The sequence below is a fragment of the Rhodococcus sp. AQ5-07 genome, assembly GCF_009707305.1.
GTDB lineage: Bacteria > Actinomycetota > Actinomycetes > Mycobacteriales > Mycobacteriaceae > Rhodococcus_F > Rhodococcus_F erythropolis.
In genome coordinates this window covers 5494443-5516628 of sequence record NZ_CP046099.1, presented here as the reverse complement: position 1 = coordinate 5516628, position 22186 = coordinate 5494443, and the positions used below count along the sequence as shown (strand labels likewise).

Here is a 22186-nt window from a genome sequence, read left to right as displayed (position 1 = left end):
TTCCCGGTTCCTGTACGCCTGAAGCGAACAGCGATTTTCGACGCCTGATCAGCCGAATATCGGGAGTACCCGAGTGCACGGCACCTCACGCGGATTCGACGGATCAAGCGCGTTGAGCGTCAGAGTCGCCGTTCGCTGCGACGCCACCAACGCGATGTGATCCGACAGGTCCTGCTCGCAACCGTCCTGAACAACTATGTTCGACGCGTTCGACGCGGCCAGTATTCCGCTGCTGTACGGAACGACCACTTGATCGAACCGAGTCACGATGTTGGTGTACTTCACGTCATCGGAGTAGACGCCCGCGTCGCGCAGTTCGGTCACGAAGGTGGCGTTGTCGAAATCCGGTCCCCCGACGCCTTCCGGCGGCCCGACCTCCGAGCCGTCCCACAACGGAGCGATGGAGACGATCTTGGAAACCTTCGCGTCGCCGCCGAGAAACTTGGCGTAGTACGCACTGACCGTCGTCCCCTGAGAGTGTCCGATCAGGTCGACCTTCGAGGCACCCGTCGCAGAGAGAACGTCATCGACGAAGTCCGACAGCTGCCCTGCGCTGTCTCCGAGTGGTGCGAGACCGCCGGCTGCGGAAATCGGCCACGGCTGGTCCGTTCGATTCCCGAAGGTGAGCGCGAAAACGCAGTACCCGTCGTTGGCCAGTACGGGTGCGAGTACGCCCCAATTGGTCTGACGGTTGGCCGCCGTCCCGTGCACCAGGACGACTGGATCAGGATGAGCAGCGGAAGGCGTGCACGAGAAGTCGTTGGTGCCAGGGGCCGATCCGCCCGGGTTGGTCGCTTCGAGGGCGATTCCGCTGAAGAAACCGGACGGAACGGGAAGAGGTTCGTTCGCCGACGCAAGAGGTGCGGCGGTCGCGGCCACGGCACCCGCCAGAGCGAGCGCACCCACGATGTTCGAATCCCCACCGAAGGCCTCCACATGTTGATCAACCCACGACGGGTAATACCGAGTTGCACGGTACCGGCCGCTGATGCGCGGGATCGAGTGCATTGAGAGCAAAAGTCGCCGCGCGCAGCGACGCCGCGATGGCGAGATGATCGGAGATGTCTTGCTCACAACCGTCCTGGACGACGATGTTGGTTGCGTTCGGCCCGGGCTCCAGCCCATTTGTATACGGCAGCACCAGTTCGTCGTAGCGCGTCGTGATGTTCGTGTAGTGAACGCCCGGCGCGTAAACGCCTCCCGCACGGAGATTTTCGATGAACTCCGAACCGGCCCCCATGTTCAGGCACGCCTTGCAGATCGGGAATCCTGCCTGTGCCGCCTCGGATACCCCGAGTTCGCGTAGGCTGCGGCCGATACTTGCCTGCTCGTTTCCGAGGGTTCCCTTCCACAGCGATGCCACCGAGACGATGTTGTCCACTTTGTCGGCACCGCCGAGGAACTTCGCGTAGTACCCGTTGATGATCGTGCCTTGCGAATGCCCGACGAGATCCACCGACGTTGCGCCCGTAGCGCCCAGAACTTGATCGACGAAATTCGACAATTGTGCTGCGCTGGAAGGAATTTCCTGCATTCCACCGATGGCCGACAACGGCCACGGCTGCTCGGGGAAGTTGCCGTACGTCAGCGCGAAGACGCAGTAGCCCTCGTTGGCGAGCAACGGCGCATAGGTGGCCCAGTTGGTCTGCCTGTTTCCACCCGTTCCGTGAACGAGCACAACCGGATTGGGATGTTCGGCAGTAGGTTTACACGAAAAGTCATTGGATCCCGGAGCTGAACCGCCAGGATTTCCCAACTCCTGAGGAACACCGGCAAGGAAGGCATTGGGCACGGGCAACGGGGCCTGAGCCGAAGCCACGGAGGTGAACCCGACAAGCATCAGAGCGGCAAGAACCACGCCCCCGAACAACCCGATTCTGTGCACGACCGACTCCTCTACGAGAGATGCGAACCGTGCAGACGCTAACAAACTAGAACGCGTTATCAATCCGTTTCGGCAAAATGCGCCCGAATCCATTCGCGATCCATTTCAGACGGCCTTTTCGTAGGCTCGGCGCACCTCCGTGGAAATACGACCGCGGGCCGAAATCTCGAAGCCCGCACCCTTGGCCCATTCGCGGATGGCGGCACTCTGATCGCGGTCCGCAACGGGACGGGATTTGGTCACCGCTCCGTTGACCGATTTGGCGGAATTCGACTTTCTCGCATGCGGAATCCACTTTTTCAGTGCATCGCGCAGTTCCGCGGCGTGGGCGGCGGTCAGATCGATTTCGTAAGCAACTCCGTCGACGGAAAACTCCACAGTTTCGTCCGCGGGCGATTTTTTGTCCAGATCGTCAACCATCGTGACAACAACCTTTTTCACCACGACCATTCCTCCCCAGATCCTTCGATAAGCAGCGACAATAGCACCTGGACAAACGTCCTGTCTTGGCTCGTCCGGATGATTGGGACTGATCTCCGCCGGGTATGCCAGTCGACTTGTCTTGCGACAAAGACAGTGCCGATACATTCCTTGCGGCGCGTCGGGGGATGCATCCAGACGGGGGAATCATGACAGACGACGACTCGAGAAAAGACCTCTACCGAGCGCAATCTTCGCCTCCAAGAACGGCACTCTCGCCAGCATCGCGTACAGCGGACCCACGAATTTCACCATCTCCGGACGCCCTGCGATCCGGTACACCGCAACCGTCACAAATATCCCGGCGGACAACGAATGCGATCCGCCCTCAGCACAATTCGATGTCGTCACCACACCCGGATACTCCACAGCCGAGGTCATGGTCTTCCTTGTCCAGTCGGATCAGGGACTACCTGACGCACTCAACCAGGGCACGATCGACCAAATCATCGCAACAATTCGAAAGTCCGAAACTCAGGCGACCACGCATGGATGAATCCTTTGCCGCAGGCGAATGTCGTTGGGAACAAATCGAATCCCAACTACGAGCGCTCCCCGCTGAGCTGATCGAGCTGAAGAATTCACCCAGATTCATCTGGTTTTCGGCACCGCCGATAGCCGACGACGACGCCGACTGTGAACCGTATCGAATACCTTGGGAGTGCCCCAACTGAAAAAGGTTCGGCCGCAACATGTGCGGCCGAACCTTGATCGAAGTAAAGCTAGCGAGCGGACGGGCGAACGATCGGGAAGAGGATCGTCTCGCGAATACCGAGACCCGTCAAAGCCATCAGCAGTCGATCGATTCCCATGCCGGTGCCGGTGGTCGGCGGCATGCCCTGTTCCATCGCGGCGAGGAACTCCTCGTCCAGCACCATCGCTTCGTCGTCGCCTGCCGACGCGAGGCGCGCCTGGTCGACAAAGCGCTCACGCTGGATGACCGGGTCGACAAGTTCGGAGTAGCCGGTCGCCAACTCGAATCCGCGGATGTACAGGTCCCACTTCTCGGTGACACCCTTCTTGCTTCGGTGATCACGGGTCAGGGGCGACGTCTCGACCGGGAAGTCACGGACGAACGTCGGCACGTACAGCTGATCGCCGCACTGGTGCTCCCACAACTCCTCGACGAGCTTGCCGTGGCCGTAGCCCTTGTCCTTGGGAACCTCGAGGCCTACCTTCTCCGCCAGAGCGAGAAGCTCGTCGACCGTTGTATCCGGCGTGACCTCGGTGCCGATGGCAGCCGACAGCGACGGGTACATCTCGAGAACCTGCCACTCGCCACTGACGTCGTACTCGGAACCGTCGGCGAGGGTGAGGACCTGCGTGCCGAATGCTTCCTGCGCAACTTCCTGGACGAGCTCACGAATCATCTTCGCGGAATCGTCGTACGTGCCGTAGGCCTCGTACGTCTCGAGCATCGCGAACTCGGGCGAGTGAGTGGAGTCGACGCCCTCGTTGCGGAAGTTGCGGTTGATCTCGAAGACCTTCTCGATACCGCCGACGACGCAACGCTTGAGGAACAGTTCCGGCGCGATACGCAGGTACAGGTCGATGTCGAGGGCGTTGGAGTGCGTGACGAACGGGCGAGCTGCCGCGCCGCCGTGCAGCGTCTGCAGCATCGGCGTCTCGACCTCGAGGAAGCCGCGGCTCTCGAGCGCATTACGCAGCGCACGGACAACAGCGACGCGCTTGCGGGCGTTGTCGCGAGCCTCGGGGCGAACGATCAGATCCGCGTAGCGCTGACGCACCCGGGACTCTTCGCTCATCTCCTTGTGAGCAACCGGCAGGGGGCGCAGCGACTTGGATGCGATCTGCCAGGCGTCGGCCATCACGCTGAGCTCGCCGCGACGGGAGCTGATGACCTCACCGTGGATGAAGACGAAGTCGCCGAGGTCCACGTCGGACTTCCAGGCAGCCAGTGCCTCTTCGCCGACGCCGGCGAGGCTGATCATGGCCTGCAGCTGGGTACCGTCGCCTTCCTGCAGAGTCGCGAAGCACAACTTGCCGGTGTTGCGCATGAAGATGACGCGGCCGACGACGCCGACCAGCACGCCAGTCGCCGTGTCCGGCTCGAGTTCCGGGTACTCCGCGCGGATCTGCGCGAGCGTGTGGGTGCGATCGACCGAAACCGGGTACGCCTCCTGCCCCTGCGCGAGGATCCGTTCACGCTTCTCGCGCCGGATACGGAGCTGCTCGGGGGTGTCGTCGACTGGCTGGGCTTCTACATCACTCACGGGGTACAAGACTACTGGGCCGTGTCCACCGCGTTTGTTGCTGGTAGCACCGCGGCAACCGCGAGCACGCTTCCCGACAGGAAGTACAGCGCAACCCTGACGTGATTCCACACCGTCCAACCCGCCTCGTACGACGCCCATGCGGCTGCATCGGTAGCGCTGACCGAGGCAAAGGCGTCGTTGCGGGGGACGTGGTAGATCGCTGTCACCGCGAAGGACGCGAGCACCCCGATGCAACCGACAACGGCAAGGACCCAGCCGTCCGGTCTGGAGATCGCTGCCCAGATTCCGGCGGCGATCGCGGTGAGCGCCGATCCGACGAGGGGCAGCATCAAGGCGCTCCGCGGTGCTTCGACGTTGATCGCCTGCATCGACGTGATCGCGGCGTGTGCATCGACCGACCGCAGAGCGGGCATTACGAAGGACGAGAACGCGAACAACGCACCACCGGCAACGAGCGCGCCGAGCGCAGTCACGCCGACGAGCAACTCCAAGAAGATCTCGGATTTCTTCACGACCAGACCCCCGTTCGAGCAGCCTCGGCGGCAAAAGTGGTGAAATCTCGAGCGGGTCGTTCCAGGACCTCTTCGACGACGCCGGTCACACTTTGATTTCGTCCGTCGAGAACCTCGGCAAACAAGTAAGTGAGCAACTCCACGACATCACTCGGGACGCCAACTTCTGCCATGCCGTCGGAAAACTGTTGCAGTCCAATTCTTTCGAATGACATCGCACGCCCCGACGCCGCCGAAATCGCCTCAACCGCCTCCGCGAAGGTGAGCAACTCCGGACCCGTCACCTCGAGAACTCGGCCGAGGAGGTCGGTTCGAGTCAATGCGGCAACCGCCACGTCAGCGAGATCGTCGACGTCGATGAACGGCTCCCCCACTTCACCGACCGGAAGTGCCAGGTGGCCTTCCCGAATCGGATCGAGTAGATACCCCTCACTGAAGTTCTGGGCAAACCAACTGGCCCGCACCACAGCCCATTCCAGACCGGTGTCGGCCAGAACCTGCTCGGCTTTCTGCGCCGCCGGTTCACCGCGCCCGGACAGGAGCACCATGCGACGAACCCCTTCGCGGTACGCAAGCTCAGCGAGTTCCTCGATGTGGGTGCTCGATTCCGGCACTGCGAGGTCCGGCGCATAGGTCACGTATGCCGCTTCGACACCGGACATCGCGGGCTGCCACGTCGTCTGATCGTTCCAGTCGAAACGCGTCCCGGATGTTCTCGACGCGATTCGGGTACGGATTCCCACCGCCGTCAGCCTCTGCGCAACGCGCGCACCGGTCTTGCCGGTACCACCGATCACTACTGCCGATTGAATGTCGCTTGTTGTCGTCATGAACTCATTCGATCGCGCGGCGGCAATACGATCCATAGCTGAAGGTCGCAAAAACATACGTCAGCGTCTACCGTCGAAACATGGATGCATTGTCGATGATGCTGGCCGGATCGCGGGCGGAGGGCGCTTTTCTGCTGCGCTCGCTGCTCGATCCACCGTGGTCATTACGTATCGAAGACCACGCACCGATCACCGTGCTGGTTCTGGTTCGCGGAAGCGCAGTCGTCGTCTCCGACACCGGACAGACAGAAGATCTCGAGGCCGGCGACATTGCACTCCTGCGCGGCCCCGACCCCTATACGGTCGCCGATCACCCGGGCACGCCAGTCCACGTACTCATCGACGAGGCACAAAACTGCGCCGCAGTCGACGGATCGCCACTCGAGGACATGTCGGTTCTCGGCGTTCGCACGTGGGGCAACTCGACCAGCGGCCAGACCGTCATGCTCACGGGCACATACCGTTTTGACTCCTATGTCAGCCGTCAGATCCTCGACAGCCTGACACCCGTCGCGGTAATGCGACGCAGCATCGAAACCGCGCCGATGACAAACCTTCTGGAACAACAGATCGCCGCCGACGGGCCAGGACAAGAAGTGTTGTTGGACAGGCTCCTGGACCTGGTCCTGATCTCGGCGGTCCGTACGTGGTTCGCCGAAATCCCGAATCGATCACCGCGATGGATCAAGGCCTACGAGGATCCTGTCATCGGGCATGCCTTGCGGCTCATACACAATCGGCCGAAACACCCCTGGACGGTCGCGAGCCTGGCCCAGGAGTCCGGCAGCTCACGAGCGGCCTTCGCGCGCCGGTTCACCGGTCTCATGGGGATCGGACCCGTCGGCTACCTGACCGAGTGGCGCTTGTCGGTGGCGGCAGATCTACTCGCAGACCCGGCACGAACGGTGTCCTCGATCGCGCGAGAAGTGGGCTACTCGAGCCCCTTTGCGCTCACAACGGCCTTCACCCGCCATCACGGAATGAGCCCGAAGATTTACCGCCAGACCCGCTGTGCGCCTTTATTAACCGCCCGCGGTTAATAAAGGCGCACAGCAAATACCTCAATGAGCCGAAACCGCCGCCAACTCGCGGGAGCAATGACGCACTCCGCTGAGCGCACCCAGCAGTCCGGCGGCCTTGATCGCCTGGTACCCGCCCACGAGATCGGTTGCCTTGTGCAGACCCAACTGCTGCAACGACGCTGCGGCCAGGCTCGAGGTGTAGCCCTCGGAGCAGACGATTACCCACTCGACGTCGTGGTCGGTGGCCAACGCGAGGTGTGCGCTGCTGGTGGGGTCGAGTCGCCACTCGAGAACGTTTCGCTCGATCGCGAGTGCACCGGGGAGAGTTCCCTCGATGGCGCGCTGCGCCTGCGGGCGAATGTCGACGAAGATCGCCCCGCGATGGAAGGCTTCGGTGAGCTGGAAGACGTACATACGATCGATCTGTGCGCGAGCGTCGTCGAGCATTTGGTCGATGGTCATTTGGTGCCCCCCTCGGGCAGGTCGGTCAGCTCGGTACGGGTGCGACGAAGAGTCCGGTGATCCGTCACTTCGTAGAAGGACATTGCCGTCAGCGGCGGTGAGTAGGCGTGAACACTCAGAGTCGGTGCATCAGAGCTGATTTCGATCGGAGCACCAGGCACATCCGTCGAACGCACGACATCGTGAACCCAGCCGAGCGGGAAAGAAGCCTGATCGCCGGCGTCGAGCTGGCGTTCCACCAGGGCGTCACCGGCCCAACGGAATTCGGTGAGAGAACCACTGAGGACGGTCAATGCGCCGAACGAACCTGCGTGGTCGTGCAATTCGGTGTTGCGTTCGGGTACCCAGCTGATGAGCCACACATCGACGTCGTCGTCCGCATGTAGGCGAGTGGACCAACGATCGAGCGTCGGGAAGGCGTCGGGAATGAGGTGGTCGAAACGGCCGTCGAGCACGCCGTTCGCTCCCTCGTCGGTCAGTCGCAGCAAATCGGCCGGGCGAAGGCGGGTAGGCAACGACGCACCACTCGGACGGCGTCCGGACGCCCCACGATTAGCGCTACGACCTGCGGAAACAGCACGATCAGCAGCGAGAGTAGGGGTCAAAACAGAGAGATCTGCAGAATATGTGGATAGCACGAGCTAGCTCCAAGGAATGTGAATTGGTCAAGGCAGCGGTCAGCCTCGACAACACTCCTGAGCACCCATGCAGCGATTCACGAGCACCATTGTGGCATAACTTTTGCAATCGCGAAACTGCTGGAACGAAACCATCGATCAGGCGACCGGTCGTCGACCGGATCCACGACGCGCCTGATTGCGCTCGAAGACCAACCTCAGCCCCTCGAGAGTGAGGTCCCGTTCGAGGTGGTCGATAGTGTCGGATTCGGGAATGATCAGCGGTGCGCTGTCCCCGGTTGCGATCACGGAGACGTCGTCACCACCGAACTCCGGCAGTTCGTCGCGTACGCGGTTGACCAATCCGTCGACGAGGCCGGCAAAGCCGAATACCGCACCGGACTGCATGCATTCGACGGTGTTCTTGCCGACCACCGAACGCGGGCGCACCAATTCGACCTTGCGCAGCGCAGCGGACTGCGACGCCAAGGCATCGGTCGAGATCTCGAGTCCGGGCGCGATGCAGCCGCCCAGAAACTCACCCTTGGCGGAAACGACGTCGACACAGGTCGACGTACCGAAGTCCACGACAATGCACGGACCCTCGTAAAGATGGTGAGCGGCAAGACTGTTGACGATCCGGTCGGCTCCCACCTCTTTGGGGTTGTCCACCAGCAGTGGCACACCGGTGCGAATACCCGGTTCGACCACCACGTGGGGAACGTGACCCCAGTACCGCTCCAGCATCACGCGGATTTCACGCAAGACGGACGGCACTGTCGACAGCGCCGCAACGCCGGTGATCTCATCGACATGAGTACCCAACAGCCCACGGAAGGTCAACGCCAACTCGTCGGCAGTCATCCGAGGGTCGGTTCGCATTCGCCAGTCCTGCAACAGCTTCGAATACTCACCAGTCCCAGAGAACAATCCCAGAACGATATTGGTGTTCCGCACGTCGACCGTGAGCAGCATGGATTACACCAGGCTGGATTCGCGCGAGGCCTCGAGTGTCGACAGCATGCGCGGGGTGATCAGACCCGAACCCTCCGGCGCGTGAGCCGGGTCGGAGCCGAGTTCGATCTGCTTGTTGTCGGCATCGACGAAGACGACGCGCGGGGAGTATTCCTTGACTTCCTGCTCGTTCATCACGCCGTAGGCGATGAGGATGACCAGATCGCCCGGCTTGACCAGATGCGCTGCCGCACCGTTGATTCCGATGACACCAGTTCCGCGCTCGCCGGCGATGACGTACGTCTCGAGACGCGCACCGTTGTCGATGTCGACGATGCACACCTGTTCGCCTTCGAGGAGGTCTGCGGCGTCCATCAGATCCTGGTCGACGGTGACGGAGCCGACGTAATGCAGGTCGGCGTGAGTCACGGTGGCGCGGTGGATCTTCGACTTCATCATTGTGCGAAACATATCCAGGTCCTTACTCGTGAAAAGTGCTCAGTGAGACAGCAGGTCGTCGATGGCGTCGGCGGATGGGTCGGTGTCACGCTCGAGGAACCCGGTTCCCACCGCGACACCGACGTTGTCGATCAAACGGGTGGTTCCGAGCTTGGCGGCCACCAACAGTCGGCCGTCACCTCGCTCGGGCGCGGGGCCCAGATCGACGCCCCGAACCTCGAGGTAGTCGACCTCGATTTCCGGAACAGCTGCCAGAACAGCGCGTGCGGTTTCCAGAATTGCTTCCGCTCCCCCGGACGCCGCGTGTGCACCGGCGATCAGAGCAGCGGAAAGCGCGACCGCTGCAGCGCGCTGGCCCTCGTCGAGGTAGCGATTGCGAGAGGACAACGCGAGGCCGTCGAACTCGCGGACTGTCGGAACTCCGATGATCTGTACATCGAAGTTGAGATCCCACACCATCTGACGGATGAGCGTCAGCTGCTGGTAGTCCTTCTCACCGAAGTAGGCGTGATTGGGTGCCGCGATCTGCAGCAGCTTCGCCACAACCGTCAGCATTCCGGCGAAGTGAGTGGGGCGCGCTCCGCCTTCGAGTTCGCTACCCAACGGGCCCGGCACGATGGTGGTGCGCTGGCCCCGCGGGTACATCGTCTTGGCGCTCGGCGCGAACACCAATTCGACGCCCTCGGCGCGAAGCAGGTCGAGATCCGCATCGAGAGTGCGCGGGTACGCGTCCAGGTCTTCGCCCGCACCGAACTGGAGCGGGTTCACGAAGATGGAAACGATCACGACGGCGCCGGTGACCTTGGCCTGACGAACCAATTCGATGTGGCCGGCATGCAGCGCACCCATCGTCGGAACGAGCGCCACCTGACGCCCGACACCTCGCAGTGCCCGCGAGACGCGCCGAAGCTTGTCCGGATCGTGGTGCACCGTCAGTTCGCCGCGCTTGTATCCGCCCTGCAGATCACTCACGACGGTCACCTCCCGTTTCAGTCAAGATGTCGAACAATTCGGTGGGGGCGCCCACCCGCTGGGCCGATCGCAAGGACATCGCCCGATAGCCGGCAGCGAGCTCCGGATCCAGTTCTGTCAGTACGCGCAAATGTGTGTCGACAGCAGCAGCGTCGCCGCGTGCCACCGGGCCGGTCAACGCCGAGGGACCGCGTCGTAGCGCGTTGTCCAAGGCCGCCGACAGCAGCGGCTGCAGGACACGCTCGGCCACTCCACCCGGATCTCCGTCGACCAACTGTTGACCGAGCAGCTCGTCACCTTGCAACGACGCTCGCAGCGCCTCGACGGCGTCGACCACGAGCGTGACCAGGTGATTACTGCCGTGAGCCAGTGCCGCGTGGTAGAGCGCGCGGTTCTCCTCGCGCACTCGGACGGGCTCGCCGCCGATCTCGAGGACCAGTGACTGCGCGATCGCGTAACCGATGTCGTCGGCAGCAGTGATTCCGAAGCATGCCGACGACAGCCGTGCGGTGTCCTCGTCGTGACCGGTGAACGTCATCGCCGGATGGATAGCCAAGGGCAGCGCGCCGAGTTCGGTGAGCGGAGTCAGGATCGCGATGCCGTTGGCACCGGACGTGTGGGCGACGAGCGTGCCCGGCTTGACGGCTTGGGTGGCCGCGAGACCTCGCACAAGATCCGCAAGCTGGTCGTCAGGAACGGCAAGAATCAGCAGTTCGGAGCGAGCTGCGACGTCGGCAGCCGGAAGAATTTCGGTATCGGGAAGCCGCTTCACAGCGCGGGCGACCGAGGCACTGGAGACGGCGGAGCAAGCGCTGACAACATGACCGGCTCGCTCCAATGCGGCACCGACAGCTGTTCCGACCCGTCCTGCTGAGACAATTCCTACCGTCAATCGCGCAGGTGCAGGCCCATTAGTGATCCCGAAGGAAGTCACCGGATTCCTCTCGTTCGTTCCAGTCCCGCTCGGCGGGTACCAGACGTTCTGCGTCCGAGGATAACCTTCGCCCGAACCGTCATGCCATGGCCGGGCGAGTGATCTGCGACTCAGTCCTCTCGGCGACGACGTCGACCGGAGCCTTCGGACGGGTTGTTCGAACTCAGGTTCGCCATTATTTCGGCGACGGTCAATCCGTTGGAATGAGCACCGCTCGCGGCATCTTCCGGAGCGGCACGGCGACGACGGCGCGGCTCTGCGTCAGGCTCCGCAGCGGGTTCAGCTTCCGCGACAATCTCGGGAACAACCTCGGGCGCCTCTTCGACGACAGCGTCTTCGATGACGGCGTCTTCGATGTTCGGGGCCTGGGCGGGAGCCTTGATTTCAGGCTCGACCGGCGCGACCGGCTCCGGATCATCCTTCACTGGAACGTCTTTCACCGTTCGTGTCGGCGAGGAACTCACAGTGGAACTCGCCGGGGAACTCGCTGGGGAACTCTTCGGTGCCTGGTTCCCGCTCTGATTCTGTGGCTTCTGCGTCTCTTGTGGCTTCTGCGTCGGTATGACGCGCGGCGCCACGAAGCTGCTGTCGCGCCACGACGTCTCAGCGAACACGACGGTCGTCTCAGCAGTCACCGGATCGTCGTTGGGCGATGCCAAGCCGCCGACGTTCGGTGCCGGTTGGCTGGGTCCGTTCTGGCCGGCGCCGGGAACGTACAACCCCGACGGTGCCGGCTGGTACGCGCCGTACGAACTACCGCCAAGTTCCGGTACTCGCGTCGAATCGGTCTTGAGCGCGGTCTGTTCGGGCAGCAGTCCACCTTCGAACAGTGCTTCGAGGTTTCGGCGCAGCGCCACCAATTCGGCGCGCAGCCCGGCCAGTTCCTCCGCGTCCGCGGTCACCTCACGTCGCACGCGACCTTCGACGCTCAGTTCGTACTCACGTCGAGCCGAAATTTCACGTTCGAGCTGCAGTTCGTACACGGTCTGCAGATCGGCAACCTTGGCTTTGTCCAGTGCCGACTCACGCCGATACTTGGTCATGGCGATAGCGCCGAGGGTGGCTGCCCACAGAGCGACGACCAGTCCCACCCGAAGAAGCTGAACGCTGTTGCTGAAGATCAGAAACAGCGAAGCAATGACAGCAAGTGCCAGAAGAGCAGCAATGATCATCTGGCTCGCGCTGCGCTTGCTTCGGCGCGCAGACTTCGATCGACCAGAATTTGTCATGGTTGCCAGGGTACTTGCCGAGACCGGGGTCGCCACGTACCTCGGTGGGTGATTTGCCGACCAGGCTGTCAGTGCGCGGGCTCGTCAGGTGTATCTTCCGGCGTCTTGCAACAATGTTCGAGCCACAGAGCTGCCGCTACCAGCGCAATTGCGGCGCCCAACCCCACCCACGCGCCCGGCGTGTCGGAGGCTGCGGCCTGCAGAACCGAGCGTTGTGGGATGAGATACACCAGCACTCCGACCCATACACCGACGGTAGCTGAACCGACCAAAGCGGATGCTTTGGCCAATGCCAGCGCTCGGGCGGCAGTGATGGGATGAAGCTGTCTGAGCCCGTCACCCACCTGACGATTCTTGACGCGCGAACGAATGACAAAAGCGAAGACGGCCTCGGCAACGGCCACGAAGTACAGCGACGCTCCCGCATAAACAGGGATCGGCGGCATCGAACCGTAGAACACGCGAATCAGAATCCAGGTGGCCACAGCGGCAACCGCAGCCAGAACCGCGAGTTCACTGATCCGGGTCGGCTTCAAACCCTTACCTTCTTCGGTCACCGCGCAAGCACCACATCGGTAGTGCGCACACCTTCACGCTCAGTGCGATCGAGGCCGTCGAGAATTTGTGCCACCGACAACTTCTGGCCGTCGACGATCAGCGTCGCGCCAGGCTCGACGTCCAGCCAGGGAACGAGCACGAATGCCCGTAGATGCGCTCGCGGATGCGGAAGGGTGAGCACGGGATCGGAACTGACGACGCCTTCGCAGTCGACCACGTCCACGTCCAGGCTCCGGGGTCCCCAACGCTGTTCGCGCACCCGGTCTGCAGCTTCCTCGAGAGCTTGCGACCGGCGAAGCCACTCAGCGGCGTCGGCCTCGGGATCGTCGACCACCACCACCGCGTTGAAGAAATCCTGCTGCTCGACGCCACCCCACGGCGCCGTCGAGTAGACCGGTGAGACAGCAACGACGGCGCTGCCCAACCCGTCGACAACGGACTGCAGGTGAGCCACGCTGTCGCCGATGTTGGAACCGATCGACAGAACAGCGCGCGTCATGCCGATCTGGTCCGATGTGCGACGACGGCGACGTCCGCAAAAACCAGCGGAATCGGTGCCGACGGTTTGTGGACCACGACCTCGACGCTCTCGACTCGCGAATCTTTCATGACGTCGTCGGCGATCTCAGCGGCGACAGTCTCGATGAGATCGCGCGACGGGCCGGCGACGATGGCTGCGGCGGCTTCCGCCAACTCGCCGTAGTGCAGGGTCTGGGTCAGATCGTCCGACGCCGCGGCGGGAGCCAAGTCCATCCACACGGTGATGTCGATGAAGAAGTCCTGACCGTCACGCTTCTCGTGGTCGAACACTCCGTGATTGCCGCGAACCTTCAGCCCGCGCAATTCGATTCGGTCCCCCATGTCAGGCCCTTTCTCGTCCACGGTTCCAGGCGTCGACCACGGCAATGGCGTCGAGCGAGGCTTGTGCGTCGTGCACCCGAACTCCCCAGGCGCCCTCACGTGCTGCAAGGGCCGAGACCACGGCCGTCGCAGTCTCGCGGCCACCAGGCGGACGGGGATTGCCGTCGGGATCGCTGAGCAGAGACCCCAGGAACCGCTTGCGGGAAGCGCCGACCAGTATCGGGAATCCGGTCGCGTTGAACTCGGGTAGTGCACGCAACAGGGCCCAGTTGTGGTCGGCGTTCTTCGCGAACCCGAGGCCGGGGTCGAGGATGATCGACGACGAATCGACCCCTGCTTTCAACGCCAGATCGACCTGCGACAGCAGTTCGTCACGGACGTCGCGGACCACGTCGTCGTAGTGATCGGCGCTGCCACGATGGACGTAGTCGCCGGCCGAGCGCCAATGCATGAGGATCCAGGGCACTCCGGCGTCAGCCACAACGGATGCCATGTCGGGGTCTGCGCGACCGCCCGATACGTCGTTGACGATGCCTGCGCCCGCTTCGATCGCGGCGGCGGCCACGGAAGCACGCATCGTGTCGACGCTGACGCGAATTCCGGCTGCCACGAGTTCTTCGATCACCGGGGCAATACGGTCCGCCTCGAGTTTCGGATCGACGCGGGTGGCTCCGGGGCGCGTCGACTCGCCGCCGACGTCGACGATGTCGACGCCTATGCGTTGCAGTTCGAGCCCGCGAGCGATCGCCGCGTCACGATCGAGAAATTGACCGCCGTCGGAAAACGAATCGGCGGTGACGTTCAGAATCCCCATCACGACCATCCGGGCCGGATCGCTACCTGCAACGGGAGCCGCGGACATCTCGCTCACTTACGAAGGATGAGGTCCAGCGCTTCGGACCGTGAGGCCGCGCTGGATTGCAGGAGCCCACGAACCGCAGACGTGGTCGTGCTGGCTCCAGGCTTGCGGATACCGCGCATCGCCATGCAGAGGTGCTCGGCTTCGATGACGACGATGGCTCCACGCGGATCGAGCTTGCGCATCAAAGCATCCGCGATCTGACTGGTCAGGCGTTCTTGAACCTGCGGACGCTTGGCGTACAGATCGACGACGCGCGCGAGCTTCGACAAACCGGTGACCTTGCCCGACTTACCCGGGATGTAGCCAACGTGAGCAACACCATGGAAAGACACCAGGTGGTGCTCGCACGTCGAGAACATCGGAATGTCTCGCACGAGCACCAATTCCTGGTGACCCTCGTCGAAAGTTGTGTTCAACGCGTCGTCGGGCTCGGAGTACAGACCCGCGAAGATCTCCTTGTACGAGCGCGCAACCCTGGCCGGCGTATCGAGCAGGCCTGGGCGCTCCGGATCTTCACCGACCGCGATCAACAATTCCCGTACGGCAGCCTCTGCCCGCGCCTGATCGAACGGGCGGCCCGTTCCGAGCGACACCAGTTCACTGGCCACATCATTCACCGACAACCGAACTCTCCTCGAGAATTGTTCACAGGTCCCCCGCCGCAGAGCCTAGTGGCGCAAGGTCAGCGGGATCCGTCCGGTCCGTCCCAGCGAGCGGTGCTCGGGCCGTCGTCCTCAGCCGAATGATGCGGCGGCGGAGTCTGCGGCTGTTCCGGTGCGGGGCTCTGCCACTGGTTTTCGCCGGTCGGGTTTCCCCGGTTCGGATCGGCGAAGGGTCCACCGTCCGGGTACTGCACCGGGTAATCGGGCTGCGCGGGGTAACGGCGGCCGGGGTGCGGCTGCTCGGGGTACGCCTGCTGTCCCGGGTGCGGCTGACCGTACTGCCCCTGATCGGGCTGGGGCTGACCGTGTTGGGGCTGACCGTACTGGCCCTGCGACAGGTTCGGCGGGGTCGGATTCTGTCCACCGGTGTACCCACCCGACTGCTGCCCGGGGTACGTCGGCGACGGGTTCTCACGCGGAGGCCAACCCGGTGCCGACCATCCGGCGGGCGCTCCGTAGTCGGGTGTTCCCGGTTGCGGAGTCTGCTGCGGAGCACTCGGCTGCGGGTACGAGGGCTGTGCGTAGCCGTTCGAGGGTCCCTGGTTGCCGTTGTTGGGGAGACCACCGTTGTTGGGGACACCGCCGTTGGGTGCACCGCTGTTGGGTGCGCCTGCCTTGACGAGAACAGGTGCAGCAGCGGGCTCCGGCCACGTTTCGCCACGCTCGATCGCGAGTTCACGAGGAGTCTTCACCGGCGGACGATCCGAAGGCGTGCGCCCACCGAAATCGTTGAAAGCCGTGATACGCGGACGCTTTTCGACGCCGGCAAGGATCTTCTCGAGGTCCTTGCGAGTCAACGTCTCGCGCTCGAGCAGTTCGGTAGCGATGAGGTCGAGCGCATCGCGGTACTCGTTGAGGATTGCCCACGCTTCGGTGTGCGCCGCCTCGATCAGGTTGCGCACCTCCTCGTCGATTTCGCGGGCGATCTCGTGCGAGTAGTCGGACTGAACGCCCATCGAACGGCCGAGGAACGGATCCCCGCCCTCCTGTCCGTAGCGAACCGCGCCGAGCTTGGCACTCATGCCGTATTCGGTGACCATCGCGCGTGCGATCTTGGTCGCCATGTCGATATCGGACGACGCTCCGGTGGTGGGCTCGTGGAACACCAGCTCCTCGGCGGCGCGTCCACCCATTGCCATGACGAGACGAGCGATCATCTCGGAACGCGTCATCAAACCCTTGTCGTCCTCGGGCACGGTCATCGCGTGACCGCCGGTGCGACCGCGAGCGAGGATCGTGACCTTGTAGACCGGCTCGATGTCAGGCATTGCCCAAGCAGCCAGCGTGTGACCGCCCTCGTGGTACGCCGTGATCTTCTTCTCGTGCTCGCTGATGATGCGACTCTTACGCCGCGGTCCACCGACAACACGGTCCACCGATTCCTCGAGCGAGGCTTCGGTGATGACGGTCCCGTTTTCGCGTGCGGTGAGCAACGCAGCCTCGTTGATGACGTTCGCAAGATCGGCACCCGACATTCCGACGGTCCGCTTGGCGAGGCCTTCGAGATCGGCGTTGGGATCGATCGGCTTGCCCTGCGAGTGCACGCGCAGGATCGCGCGGCGGCCGGCGAGGTCGGGGGCGCCGACCGGAATCTGGCGATCGAAGCGTCCCGGACGCAGCAGTGCTGGGTCGAGGATGTCGGGGCGGTTGGTTGCGGCGATCAAGATGATGCCGGTGCGATCACCGAAGCCGTCCATCTCGACGAGCAACTGGTTGAGCGTCTGCTCGCGCTCGTCGTGCCCGCCGCCCAGTCCTGCGCCGCGCTGACGACCGACGGCGTCGATCTCGTCGACGAAGATGATGCAGGGGCTGTTCTGCTTGGCCTGCTCGAACATGTCGCGAACACGCGAAGCACCGACACCGACGAACATCTCGACGAAGTCCGAACCGGAGATAGTGAAGAACGGGACGCCGGCTTCGCCTGCGACAGCGCGAGCGAGCAGCGTCTTACCGGTTCCGGGAGGGCCGTACAGCAGCACACCGCGCGGAATCTTGGCGCCGAGCGCCTGGTAGCGAGCCGGGTTCTGCAGGAAGTCCTTGATCTCGTACAGCTCTTCGACAGCCTCGTCCGCACCGGCGACGTCGGCGAACGTGGTTTTCGGCATGTCCTTGGTGAGCTGCTTGGCCTTCGACTTACCGAATCCCATGACTCCGCCGCGCCCACCGCCGCCCTGCATCCGGTTCATGACGAAGAAGAAGATGCCGAACAGAATGATCATCGGCAGCACGAACAGAAGGATCGACGTCAGCCAACTCTCCTGAGTGACCGTCGTGTTGAACTTGTCCGCTCCGGCGCCTTCGACCTTGTCGAAGATCTGCTCCGACGCACTCGCGGGGTACTTCGCCAGGATCTGCGTCTTACCGTCGGTGGCGTCGTTGCCGTTCTTGAGCCACAGACGAACCTGCTGCTCACGGTCGTCGATCTGCGCCGACTCAACGTTCTTGGCGTCGAGTTGGGATATCGCGACCGAGGTGTCGACGGTCTTGAAGTCGCGGGTGTCGTTGCTGAAGTAGCTGAAGGCATAGATCACCAACAGCACGACGGCTACGAGTAGCACGTTACGGAACACAGTCTTACGGTTCATACAGGTCGGCCGATGTGGCCGGTCCTTTCGAGAGTGCGGGTCTGCCAGGTCGCCTTCCGGCTGCCAACCGGACACCTGCAGGTTACCGCGATCGGCCCCATCGATGCCCGCCAGCGGCCGTGCCGCTTGGTTGGAACGGTCGTCACTGTGTTCAACGTGCGCATTGCCGATCAGGTTCCCGGGCTACGTCGCAGCACAGTTTCCTGTGAGCGAACATGCTCATAGTGGTTATCGTGCGCTTTTCCGACGCTCGTCCGTCGTTATTCGTCAGGCCGTTTCGGAGAGGATTCCCGCAACAGCGTCAGCGGCGCCCGATTGGTCACCGTCGATGATCCGGTGGGCGAGCTGATCGAGTCGCGCAGACAGTCGCGCCGAGGACTCGGGCACGTCCGCCTGCTTGGCGATGGTGTCGTCGAGATCAGCCAATAAGCCGCCGCCGGCCAGGTGCCTGACGCAGCGCCATGTCTCGGCGAAGTTTCTCGCGGTCCCGTCGTCGGTCAACATCGCGACCCGAAGCGCAGCGTTGGGATTCGACGCCGCCGCCCGAGCCAGGCCGGCCATGATCGCTTCCCTGGCAGCAGTCAGTTCGTCGACGGTTCGGTCTTGCAACCGCACTCCCGAGTCTGCAGACCTACCCGCGTCGGGCGTCGGAGCTTCGCGAATCACCGCACCGTTACCGTGCTGGATTTCGACTCTGCCCCGAATCTCGAGGGCCACGAGCGCTTGAGCCAGCGACGCTCGACTCACGCCGAGTTCGGCAGCCAGGCTGCGTTCGGGAGGAAGCCGATCGCCGGGTGAAAGGCCTTGAGCCTCGATGAAATTCGAAATGTGCTCGGCCAACTGCTCATACAGACGCGGACGCTTCAATCGTCCGGGCAGGCCCGAGCGCGAGCCGGGCGATGACGTCGAATTCATGCCTCGGAGTGTACTTGACAAATGGAGCAGTGGCAGAGAGGCTAGGCCAATTCCAAGTGATGCAGACCACAAGCTGGTCGCGAACGGATTGAGAGTTCGATGGCAAATGTCATAGCCCTGTCAGTACTTGTCCTGGTGTTCGTCATATCCACCGTGAGGTCGGTGAACATGGGTGCGCTTGCCCTGGTGGCTGCCTTCGTCGTCGGAACACTGGTCTTCACTGTCGATACCAGCGAGATCCTCGACGGCTTCCCGGCCAGCCTCTTCGTCATCCTGGTCGGCGTCACCTACCTGTTCGCGCTGGCCAGAAACAACGGCACGGTCGATTGGATCATTCACGCGGCGGTCCGTGCGGTCAGAGGACGAGTGGCCCTCGTGCCGTGGGCGATGTTCGCGGTGTGCGCGGCCGTCACCGCCATGGGCGCGGTCAGTCCCGCTGCCGTTGCCATCATCGCGCCCGTGGCGATGGGCTTCGCCACCCGCTACCGGATCCACCCCATGCTGATGGGCTTCATGGTCGTCCAAGGCGCAACGGCGGGCAGCTTCTCCCCTATCGGAATCTTCGGTGTGATCACCAACGACGTCATGCGCCAGAACGGCCTCCCGTCCAGCCCGGCCTTGCTGTTCGTCTCGACCTTCGCAGCCGCGGCCGTTGTTGCCGCAATCGCGTACGTCTCGTTCGGCGGTCGCGCATTGATTGCACGCGGCGCCTCGGAGCGCGTGCTCGTCAGCGCAGTCGGCAACGCGTCGGGCGGTGGCGACACCATCACCGGTTCGGGTTCCGGCGACAGCTCGAAGGGTGGCGGCAAGTCCTCGGGTGGGACCGCTCCGCACGAGGGAGCACTCAATCTCGAGCGGCGACTCACCCTGCTCGGGCTGGCATCACTTGCACTCGGCGCCTTGGTCTTCGACCTCGACGTCGGATTCACCGCACTGACCGTCGCGGTACTTCTCACCCTGATCTTCCCGGCCTCCGCCCGCGGAGCCGTCGACAAGATCAGCTGGGGCACCGTCCTCCTCATCGGCGGAATCGTCACATACGTGGCCCTATTGCAGAACCAAAACACCGTCCAGTGGCTCGGGGATTCGGTTGCACACGTGGGCATTCCACTTCTCGCGGCCTTCTTGATCTGCTTGATCGGCGCGATCGTGTCGGCGTTTGCATCCACCACGGGAATCCTCGGCGCACTAATCCCTTTGGCAATTCCCTTCCTCATGACCGGCCAGGTCAATGCAACCGGCCTGGTTATCGCACTGGCAATCTCCTCGTCTCTGGTCGATTGCAGTCCGTTCTCGACCAACGGCGCGCTGGTGGTGGCGAACGCCGCTCCGGAAGAACGCGACGTGGTGTTCGGGCTGACGATGCGGTGGGGCATGACCATCATGGTGGTGACGCCGATTCTCGCCTGGTTGCTGTTCGTTGTTCCCTGGTCCGTCTGAATCTTCGCTCAAAGAAAGGGAACTCGCGATGAACAGCGAATCCACACTTCTGCGCTCCCTCGACCCCCGCATCTTCGACGATCACGGAGCGGCGGTCAGTTTCGGCGAAGGCGCGACCCTCTCTCGCGCCGACTTGTTGGCCGCCGCCACCGCGGTCGCCGATCGAATCCACGGTGCACAGCGAGTGGCAGTACAAGCCGCCGCCGGCCTCGAGACAGTGGTCGCCGTCGCTGGCGCGCTGATCGCCGGTGTTGCCGTGGTCCCGATCCCACCGGACTCCGGCCCGCTCGAACGTCAGCACATCATCGCCGATTCCCAGGCCGAACTGATACTCGGAGACGGACCGTCGGATTCGAGTATCCCGTTGATTCCCATCGATATCCACGCGCGATCTGCGACGTCCTATCCCGAACCGAGCGCGGCAGCTACCGCACTGATCATGTACACCTCAGGAACCACCGGAGCGCCGAAAGGCGTCGTCCTCTCGCGAGCAGCGATCGCAGTAGATCTCGACGCACTTGCCCACGTGTGGAATTGGACTCCGGAGGACACACTCGTCCACGGACTGCCCCTCTTCCACGTCCATGGGTTGATTCTCGGCGTGTTGGGCGCATTGCGCGTCGGTTCACCGCTGATTCATACCGTCAGACCAACTCCGGATTCGTATGCCGCAGCGGGTGGCTCGTTGTACTTCGGTGTTCCGACCGTCTGGTCACGCGTGTGCGGTGAGCCCTCGGCGGCAGCAGCATTGCGATCCGCGCGCTTGCTCGTGTCCGGAAGTGCACCACTTCCGGTTCCATTGTTCGAGCGGATGAAATCGCTGACCGGATTGGCTCCCGTCGAGCGCTACGGCATGAGTGAAACCCTCATCACCGTCAGCACGACGCACGACGGCGAACGTCGCCCGGGTTGGGTCGGGCACGCTGTTCCCGGAGTCAGGACGAGGTTGCGCGGCGAGAACGGCGAATTGTCGGCGCACGACGGAGAGCAGCTTGGGCAACTGGAAGTTGCGGGAGCCGTGCTCTTCGACGAGTACCTCGGGAACCCCTCGAAGACAGCGGAATCCATAACCGAGGACGGCTGGTTCCGCACCGGCGACATCGCGGTGATCGACGACAGCGGATTCCACCGCATCGTCGGCCGCGAGTCGGTCGACATGATCAAGTCCGGTGGATACCGCATCGGTGCAGGCGAGGTGGAACAGGCACTTCTGGCATACCCCGGTGTTCGCGAGGCCGCCGTCGTCGGTGTGCCGGACGACGATCTCGGCCAGCGCATAGTCGCATTCATCGTCGGAGATGTAGCCGACTGCGCGGTGGTTTCGGACTTCGTCGCCGAATCGCTGTCGATCCACAAGCGCCCTCGTCAGGTTTGTCTGGTGGACAGCTTGCCCCGCAACGCTATGGGCAAAGTCCAGAAGAAGCTGCTGACGCTCTGAAGGCAACTCGCTTGCGCAATCGACGCGGTGCGGTCGTGAGTTCTGCACGACCGCACCCGATACCAGCATCGAGACGGCGGTACAGCACCGATGCGCCTCAAGGTTCTCACTCGCACTCGCACAGTTTGCCGCCAGGCTGCCCCGTCACTCGCGGAAGTCTTTTCGTTTTCACGAATCGCCGAGGACCCGATCGCACCCTCTACGAGGATGGTTACCTTGCCAGCTCCCTGCGTAGGTCAAAGTCAGCCATCAACCTTGAAACCAAACGAAGC

General features: G+C 63.0%; 24 protein-coding genes. 3 read left to right on the top strand and 21 right to left on the bottom strand.

Features of this window, described 5'->3' with window-relative positions; genetic code table 11:
* Positions 1-48: 48 nt before the first annotated feature.
* The 7 genes from GJB56_RS25680 to GJB56_RS25650 all read right to left on the bottom strand — a co-directional run bounded on the left by GJB56_RS25680 (position 49) and on the right by GJB56_RS25650 (position 5944).
* Complete coding sequence (locus GJB56_RS25680) at positions 49-906, bottom strand: esterase/lipase family protein (RefSeq protein ID WP_041814624.1); 858 nt, start codon at positions 904-906, stop codon at positions 49-51.
* Positions 907-943: 37 nt separating this feature from the next.
* Positions 944-1885 (bottom strand): esterase/lipase family protein, encoded by a 942-nt coding sequence (locus GJB56_RS25675; protein WP_019746799.1) that lies wholly within the window; start codon positions 1883-1885, stop codon positions 944-946.
* Positions 1886-1990: 105 nt separating this feature from the next.
* A complete protein-coding gene (locus GJB56_RS25670; protein ID WP_003945673.1) occupies positions 1991-2329 on the bottom strand; it encodes a histone-like nucleoid-structuring protein Lsr2 in 339 nt (112 codons plus the stop codon).
* 183 nt (positions 2330-2512) lie between these two features.
* Positions 2513-2746 carry a hypothetical protein gene (locus GJB56_RS25665; RefSeq protein ID WP_070386735.1) on the bottom strand — a complete coding sequence of 78 codons (234 nt, stop codon included), beginning with the start codon at positions 2744-2746 and terminating at the stop codon, positions 2513-2515.
* A gap of 341 nt (positions 2747-3087) precedes the next feature.
* On the bottom strand, positions 3088-4599 hold the full coding sequence (gene lysS, locus GJB56_RS25660; RefSeq protein ID WP_003945834.1) for a lysine--tRNA ligase: 1512 nt from the start codon (positions 4597-4599) through the stop codon (positions 3088-3090).
* An 11-nt stretch (positions 4600-4610) separates the two neighbouring features.
* Positions 4611-5114, bottom strand: coding sequence for an anthrone oxygenase family protein (locus GJB56_RS25655; RefSeq protein ID WP_020906080.1), 504 nt, complete (start codon positions 5112-5114; stop codon positions 4611-4613).
* A complete protein-coding gene (locus GJB56_RS25650) occupies positions 5111-5944 on the bottom strand; it encodes an NAD(P)H-binding protein (protein ID WP_113682412.1) in 834 nt (277 codons plus the stop codon). Before GJB56_RS25650 ends, GJB56_RS25655 begins: the two co-directional genes overlap by 4 nt.
* Before the next feature lie 80 nt (positions 5945-6024).
* Here GJB56_RS25650 and GJB56_RS25645 point away from each other — a divergent pair, with 80 nt between their 5' ends.
* On the top strand, positions 6025-6984 hold the full coding sequence (locus GJB56_RS25645) for an AraC family transcriptional regulator (RefSeq protein ID WP_113682070.1): 960 nt from the start codon (positions 6025-6027) through the stop codon (positions 6982-6984).
* A gap of 21 nt (positions 6985-7005) precedes the next feature.
* Here the strand turns inward: GJB56_RS25645 and GJB56_RS25640 are convergent, their stop codons facing one another.
* The 14 genes from GJB56_RS25640 to GJB56_RS25575 all read right to left on the bottom strand — a co-directional run bounded on the left by GJB56_RS25640 (position 7006) and on the right by GJB56_RS25575 (position 19036).
* Positions 7006-7428 (bottom strand): rhodanese-like domain-containing protein, encoded by a 423-nt coding sequence (locus GJB56_RS25640; protein ID WP_003945445.1) that lies wholly within the window; start codon positions 7426-7428, stop codon positions 7006-7008.
* On the bottom strand, positions 7425-7943 hold the full coding sequence (locus tag GJB56_RS25635; RefSeq protein ID WP_019746792.1) for a cysteine dioxygenase: 519 nt from the start codon (positions 7941-7943) through the stop codon (positions 7425-7427). The genes GJB56_RS25640 and GJB56_RS25635 overlap by 4 nt, the downstream gene beginning before the upstream one ends.
* A gap of 261 nt (positions 7944-8204) precedes the next feature.
* Positions 8205-9020 (bottom strand): type III pantothenate kinase, encoded by an 816-nt coding sequence (locus GJB56_RS25630; protein ID WP_019746791.1) that lies wholly within the window; start codon positions 9018-9020, stop codon positions 8205-8207.
* Between the two features lie 3 nt (positions 9021-9023).
* On the bottom strand, positions 9024-9470 hold the full coding sequence (panD, locus tag GJB56_RS25625) for an aspartate 1-decarboxylase (RefSeq protein ID WP_003945761.1): 447 nt from the start codon (positions 9468-9470) through the stop codon (positions 9024-9026).
* Between the two features lie 27 nt (positions 9471-9497).
* A complete protein-coding gene (gene panC / locus GJB56_RS25620; RefSeq protein ID WP_170320391.1) occupies positions 9498-10430 on the bottom strand; it encodes a pantoate--beta-alanine ligase in 933 nt (310 codons plus the stop codon).
* Positions 10423-11364, bottom strand: a complete 942-nt coding sequence (locus GJB56_RS25615) for a Rossmann-like and DUF2520 domain-containing protein (protein WP_019746789.1) — start codon at positions 11362-11364, stop codon at positions 10423-10425. The genes panC and GJB56_RS25615 overlap by 8 nt, the downstream gene beginning before the upstream one ends.
* Positions 11365-11474: 110 nt before the next feature.
* Positions 11475-12593, bottom strand: a complete 1119-nt coding sequence (locus tag GJB56_RS25610) for a DUF6779 domain-containing protein (RefSeq protein WP_195849564.1) — start codon at positions 12591-12593, stop codon at positions 11475-11477.
* A 68-nt stretch (positions 12594-12661) separates the two neighbouring features.
* Complete coding sequence (locus GJB56_RS25605; protein WP_153213529.1) at positions 12662-13129, bottom strand: DUF3180 domain-containing protein; 468 nt, start codon at positions 13127-13129, stop codon at positions 12662-12664.
* 17 nt (positions 13130-13146) lie between these two features.
* A complete protein-coding gene (folK, locus tag GJB56_RS25600) occupies positions 13147-13650 on the bottom strand; it encodes a 2-amino-4-hydroxy-6-hydroxymethyldihydropteridine diphosphokinase (protein ID WP_113682068.1) in 504 nt (167 codons plus the stop codon).
* Complete coding sequence (gene folB / locus GJB56_RS25595; RefSeq protein WP_003945780.1) at positions 13647-14012, bottom strand: dihydroneopterin aldolase; 366 nt, start codon at positions 14010-14012, stop codon at positions 13647-13649. Before folB ends, folK begins: the two co-directional genes overlap by 4 nt.
* A gap of 1 nt (position 14013) precedes the next feature.
* A complete protein-coding gene (gene folP / locus GJB56_RS25590; RefSeq protein ID WP_029254407.1) occupies positions 14014-14874 on the bottom strand; it encodes a dihydropteroate synthase in 861 nt (286 codons plus the stop codon).
* A gap of 5 nt (positions 14875-14879) precedes the next feature.
* Positions 14880-15497 carry a GTP cyclohydrolase I FolE gene (folE, locus tag GJB56_RS25585; RefSeq protein WP_019746783.1) on the bottom strand — a complete coding sequence of 206 codons (618 nt, stop codon included), beginning with the start codon at positions 15495-15497 and terminating at the stop codon, positions 14880-14882.
* Positions 15498-15556: 59 nt separating this feature from the next.
* Complete coding sequence (ftsH, locus tag GJB56_RS25580; protein WP_113682067.1) at positions 15557-18121, bottom strand: ATP-dependent zinc metalloprotease FtsH; 2565 nt, start codon at positions 18119-18121, stop codon at positions 15557-15559.
* A 267-nt stretch (positions 18122-18388) separates the two neighbouring features.
* Complete coding sequence (locus GJB56_RS25575) at positions 18389-19036, bottom strand: FadR/GntR family transcriptional regulator (RefSeq protein WP_007727006.1); 648 nt, start codon at positions 19034-19036, stop codon at positions 18389-18391.
* A 99-nt stretch (positions 19037-19135) separates the two neighbouring features.
* Here GJB56_RS25575 and GJB56_RS25570 point away from each other — a divergent pair, with 99 nt between their 5' ends.
* Together GJB56_RS25570 and GJB56_RS25565 are read left to right on the top strand one after the other, a co-directional pair.
* Positions 19136-20476: an SLC13 family permease gene (locus GJB56_RS25570; protein ID WP_003945503.1), complete on the top strand. Its 1341-nt coding sequence runs from the start codon at positions 19136-19138 to the stop codon at positions 20474-20476.
* 28 nt (positions 20477-20504) lie between these two features.
* On the top strand, positions 20505-21914 hold the full coding sequence (locus GJB56_RS25565; RefSeq protein ID WP_113682066.1) for an acyl-CoA synthetase: 1410 nt from the start codon (positions 20505-20507) through the stop codon (positions 21912-21914).
* The last annotated feature ends 272 nt before the right edge of the window (positions 21915-22186 follow it).

What these genes read in the sequence shown, in the direction of transcription:
- ftsH (WP_113682067.1), bottom strand. Translation starts at nt 18,121, where the DNA reads ATGAACCGTAAGACTGTGTTCCGTAACGTGCTACTCGTAGCCGTCGTG.
- GJB56_RS25650 (WP_113682412.1), bottom strand. Translation starts at nt 5,944, where the DNA reads ATGACGACAACAAGCGACATTCAATCGGCAGTAGTGATCGGTGGTACC.
- folK (WP_113682068.1), bottom strand. Translation starts at nt 13,650, where the DNA reads ATGACGCGCGCTGTTCTGTCGATCGGTTCCAACATCGGCGACAGCGTG.
- GJB56_RS25610 (WP_195849564.1), bottom strand. Translation starts at nt 12,593, where the DNA reads ATGACAAATTCTGGTCGATCGAAGTCTGCGCGCCGAAGCAAGCGCAGC.
- GJB56_RS25665 (WP_070386735.1), bottom strand. Translation starts at nt 2,746, where the DNA reads ATGACCTCGGCTGTGGAGTATCCGGGTGTGGTGACGACATCGAATTGT.
- folB (WP_003945780.1), bottom strand. Translation starts at nt 14,012, where the DNA reads ATGGGGGACCGAATCGAATTGCGCGGGCTGAAGGTTCGCGGCAATCAC.
- panD (WP_003945761.1), bottom strand. Translation starts at nt 9,470, where the DNA reads ATGTTTCGCACAATGATGAAGTCGAAGATCCACCGCGCCACCGTGACT.
- GJB56_RS25565 (WP_113682066.1), top strand. Translation starts at nt 20,505, where the DNA reads ATGAACAGCGAATCCACACTTCTGCGCTCCCTCGACCCCCGCATCTTC.
- folP (WP_029254407.1), bottom strand. Translation starts at nt 14,874, where the DNA reads ATGTCCGCGGCTCCCGTTGCAGGTAGCGATCCGGCCCGGATGGTCGTG.
- GJB56_RS25630 (WP_019746791.1), bottom strand. Translation starts at nt 9,020, where the DNA reads ATGCTGCTCACGGTCGACGTGCGGAACACCAATATCGTTCTGGGATTG.
- GJB56_RS25570 (WP_003945503.1), top strand. Translation starts at nt 19,136, where the DNA reads ATGGCAAATGTCATAGCCCTGTCAGTACTTGTCCTGGTGTTCGTCATA.
- GJB56_RS25645 (WP_113682070.1), top strand. Translation starts at nt 6,025, where the DNA reads ATGGATGCATTGTCGATGATGCTGGCCGGATCGCGGGCGGAGGGCGCT.
- GJB56_RS25575 (WP_007727006.1), bottom strand. Translation starts at nt 19,036, where the DNA reads ATGAATTCGACGTCATCGCCCGGCTCGCGCTCGGGCCTGCCCGGACGA.
- GJB56_RS25640 (WP_003945445.1), bottom strand. Translation starts at nt 7,428, where the DNA reads ATGACCATCGACCAAATGCTCGACGACGCTCGCGCACAGATCGATCGT.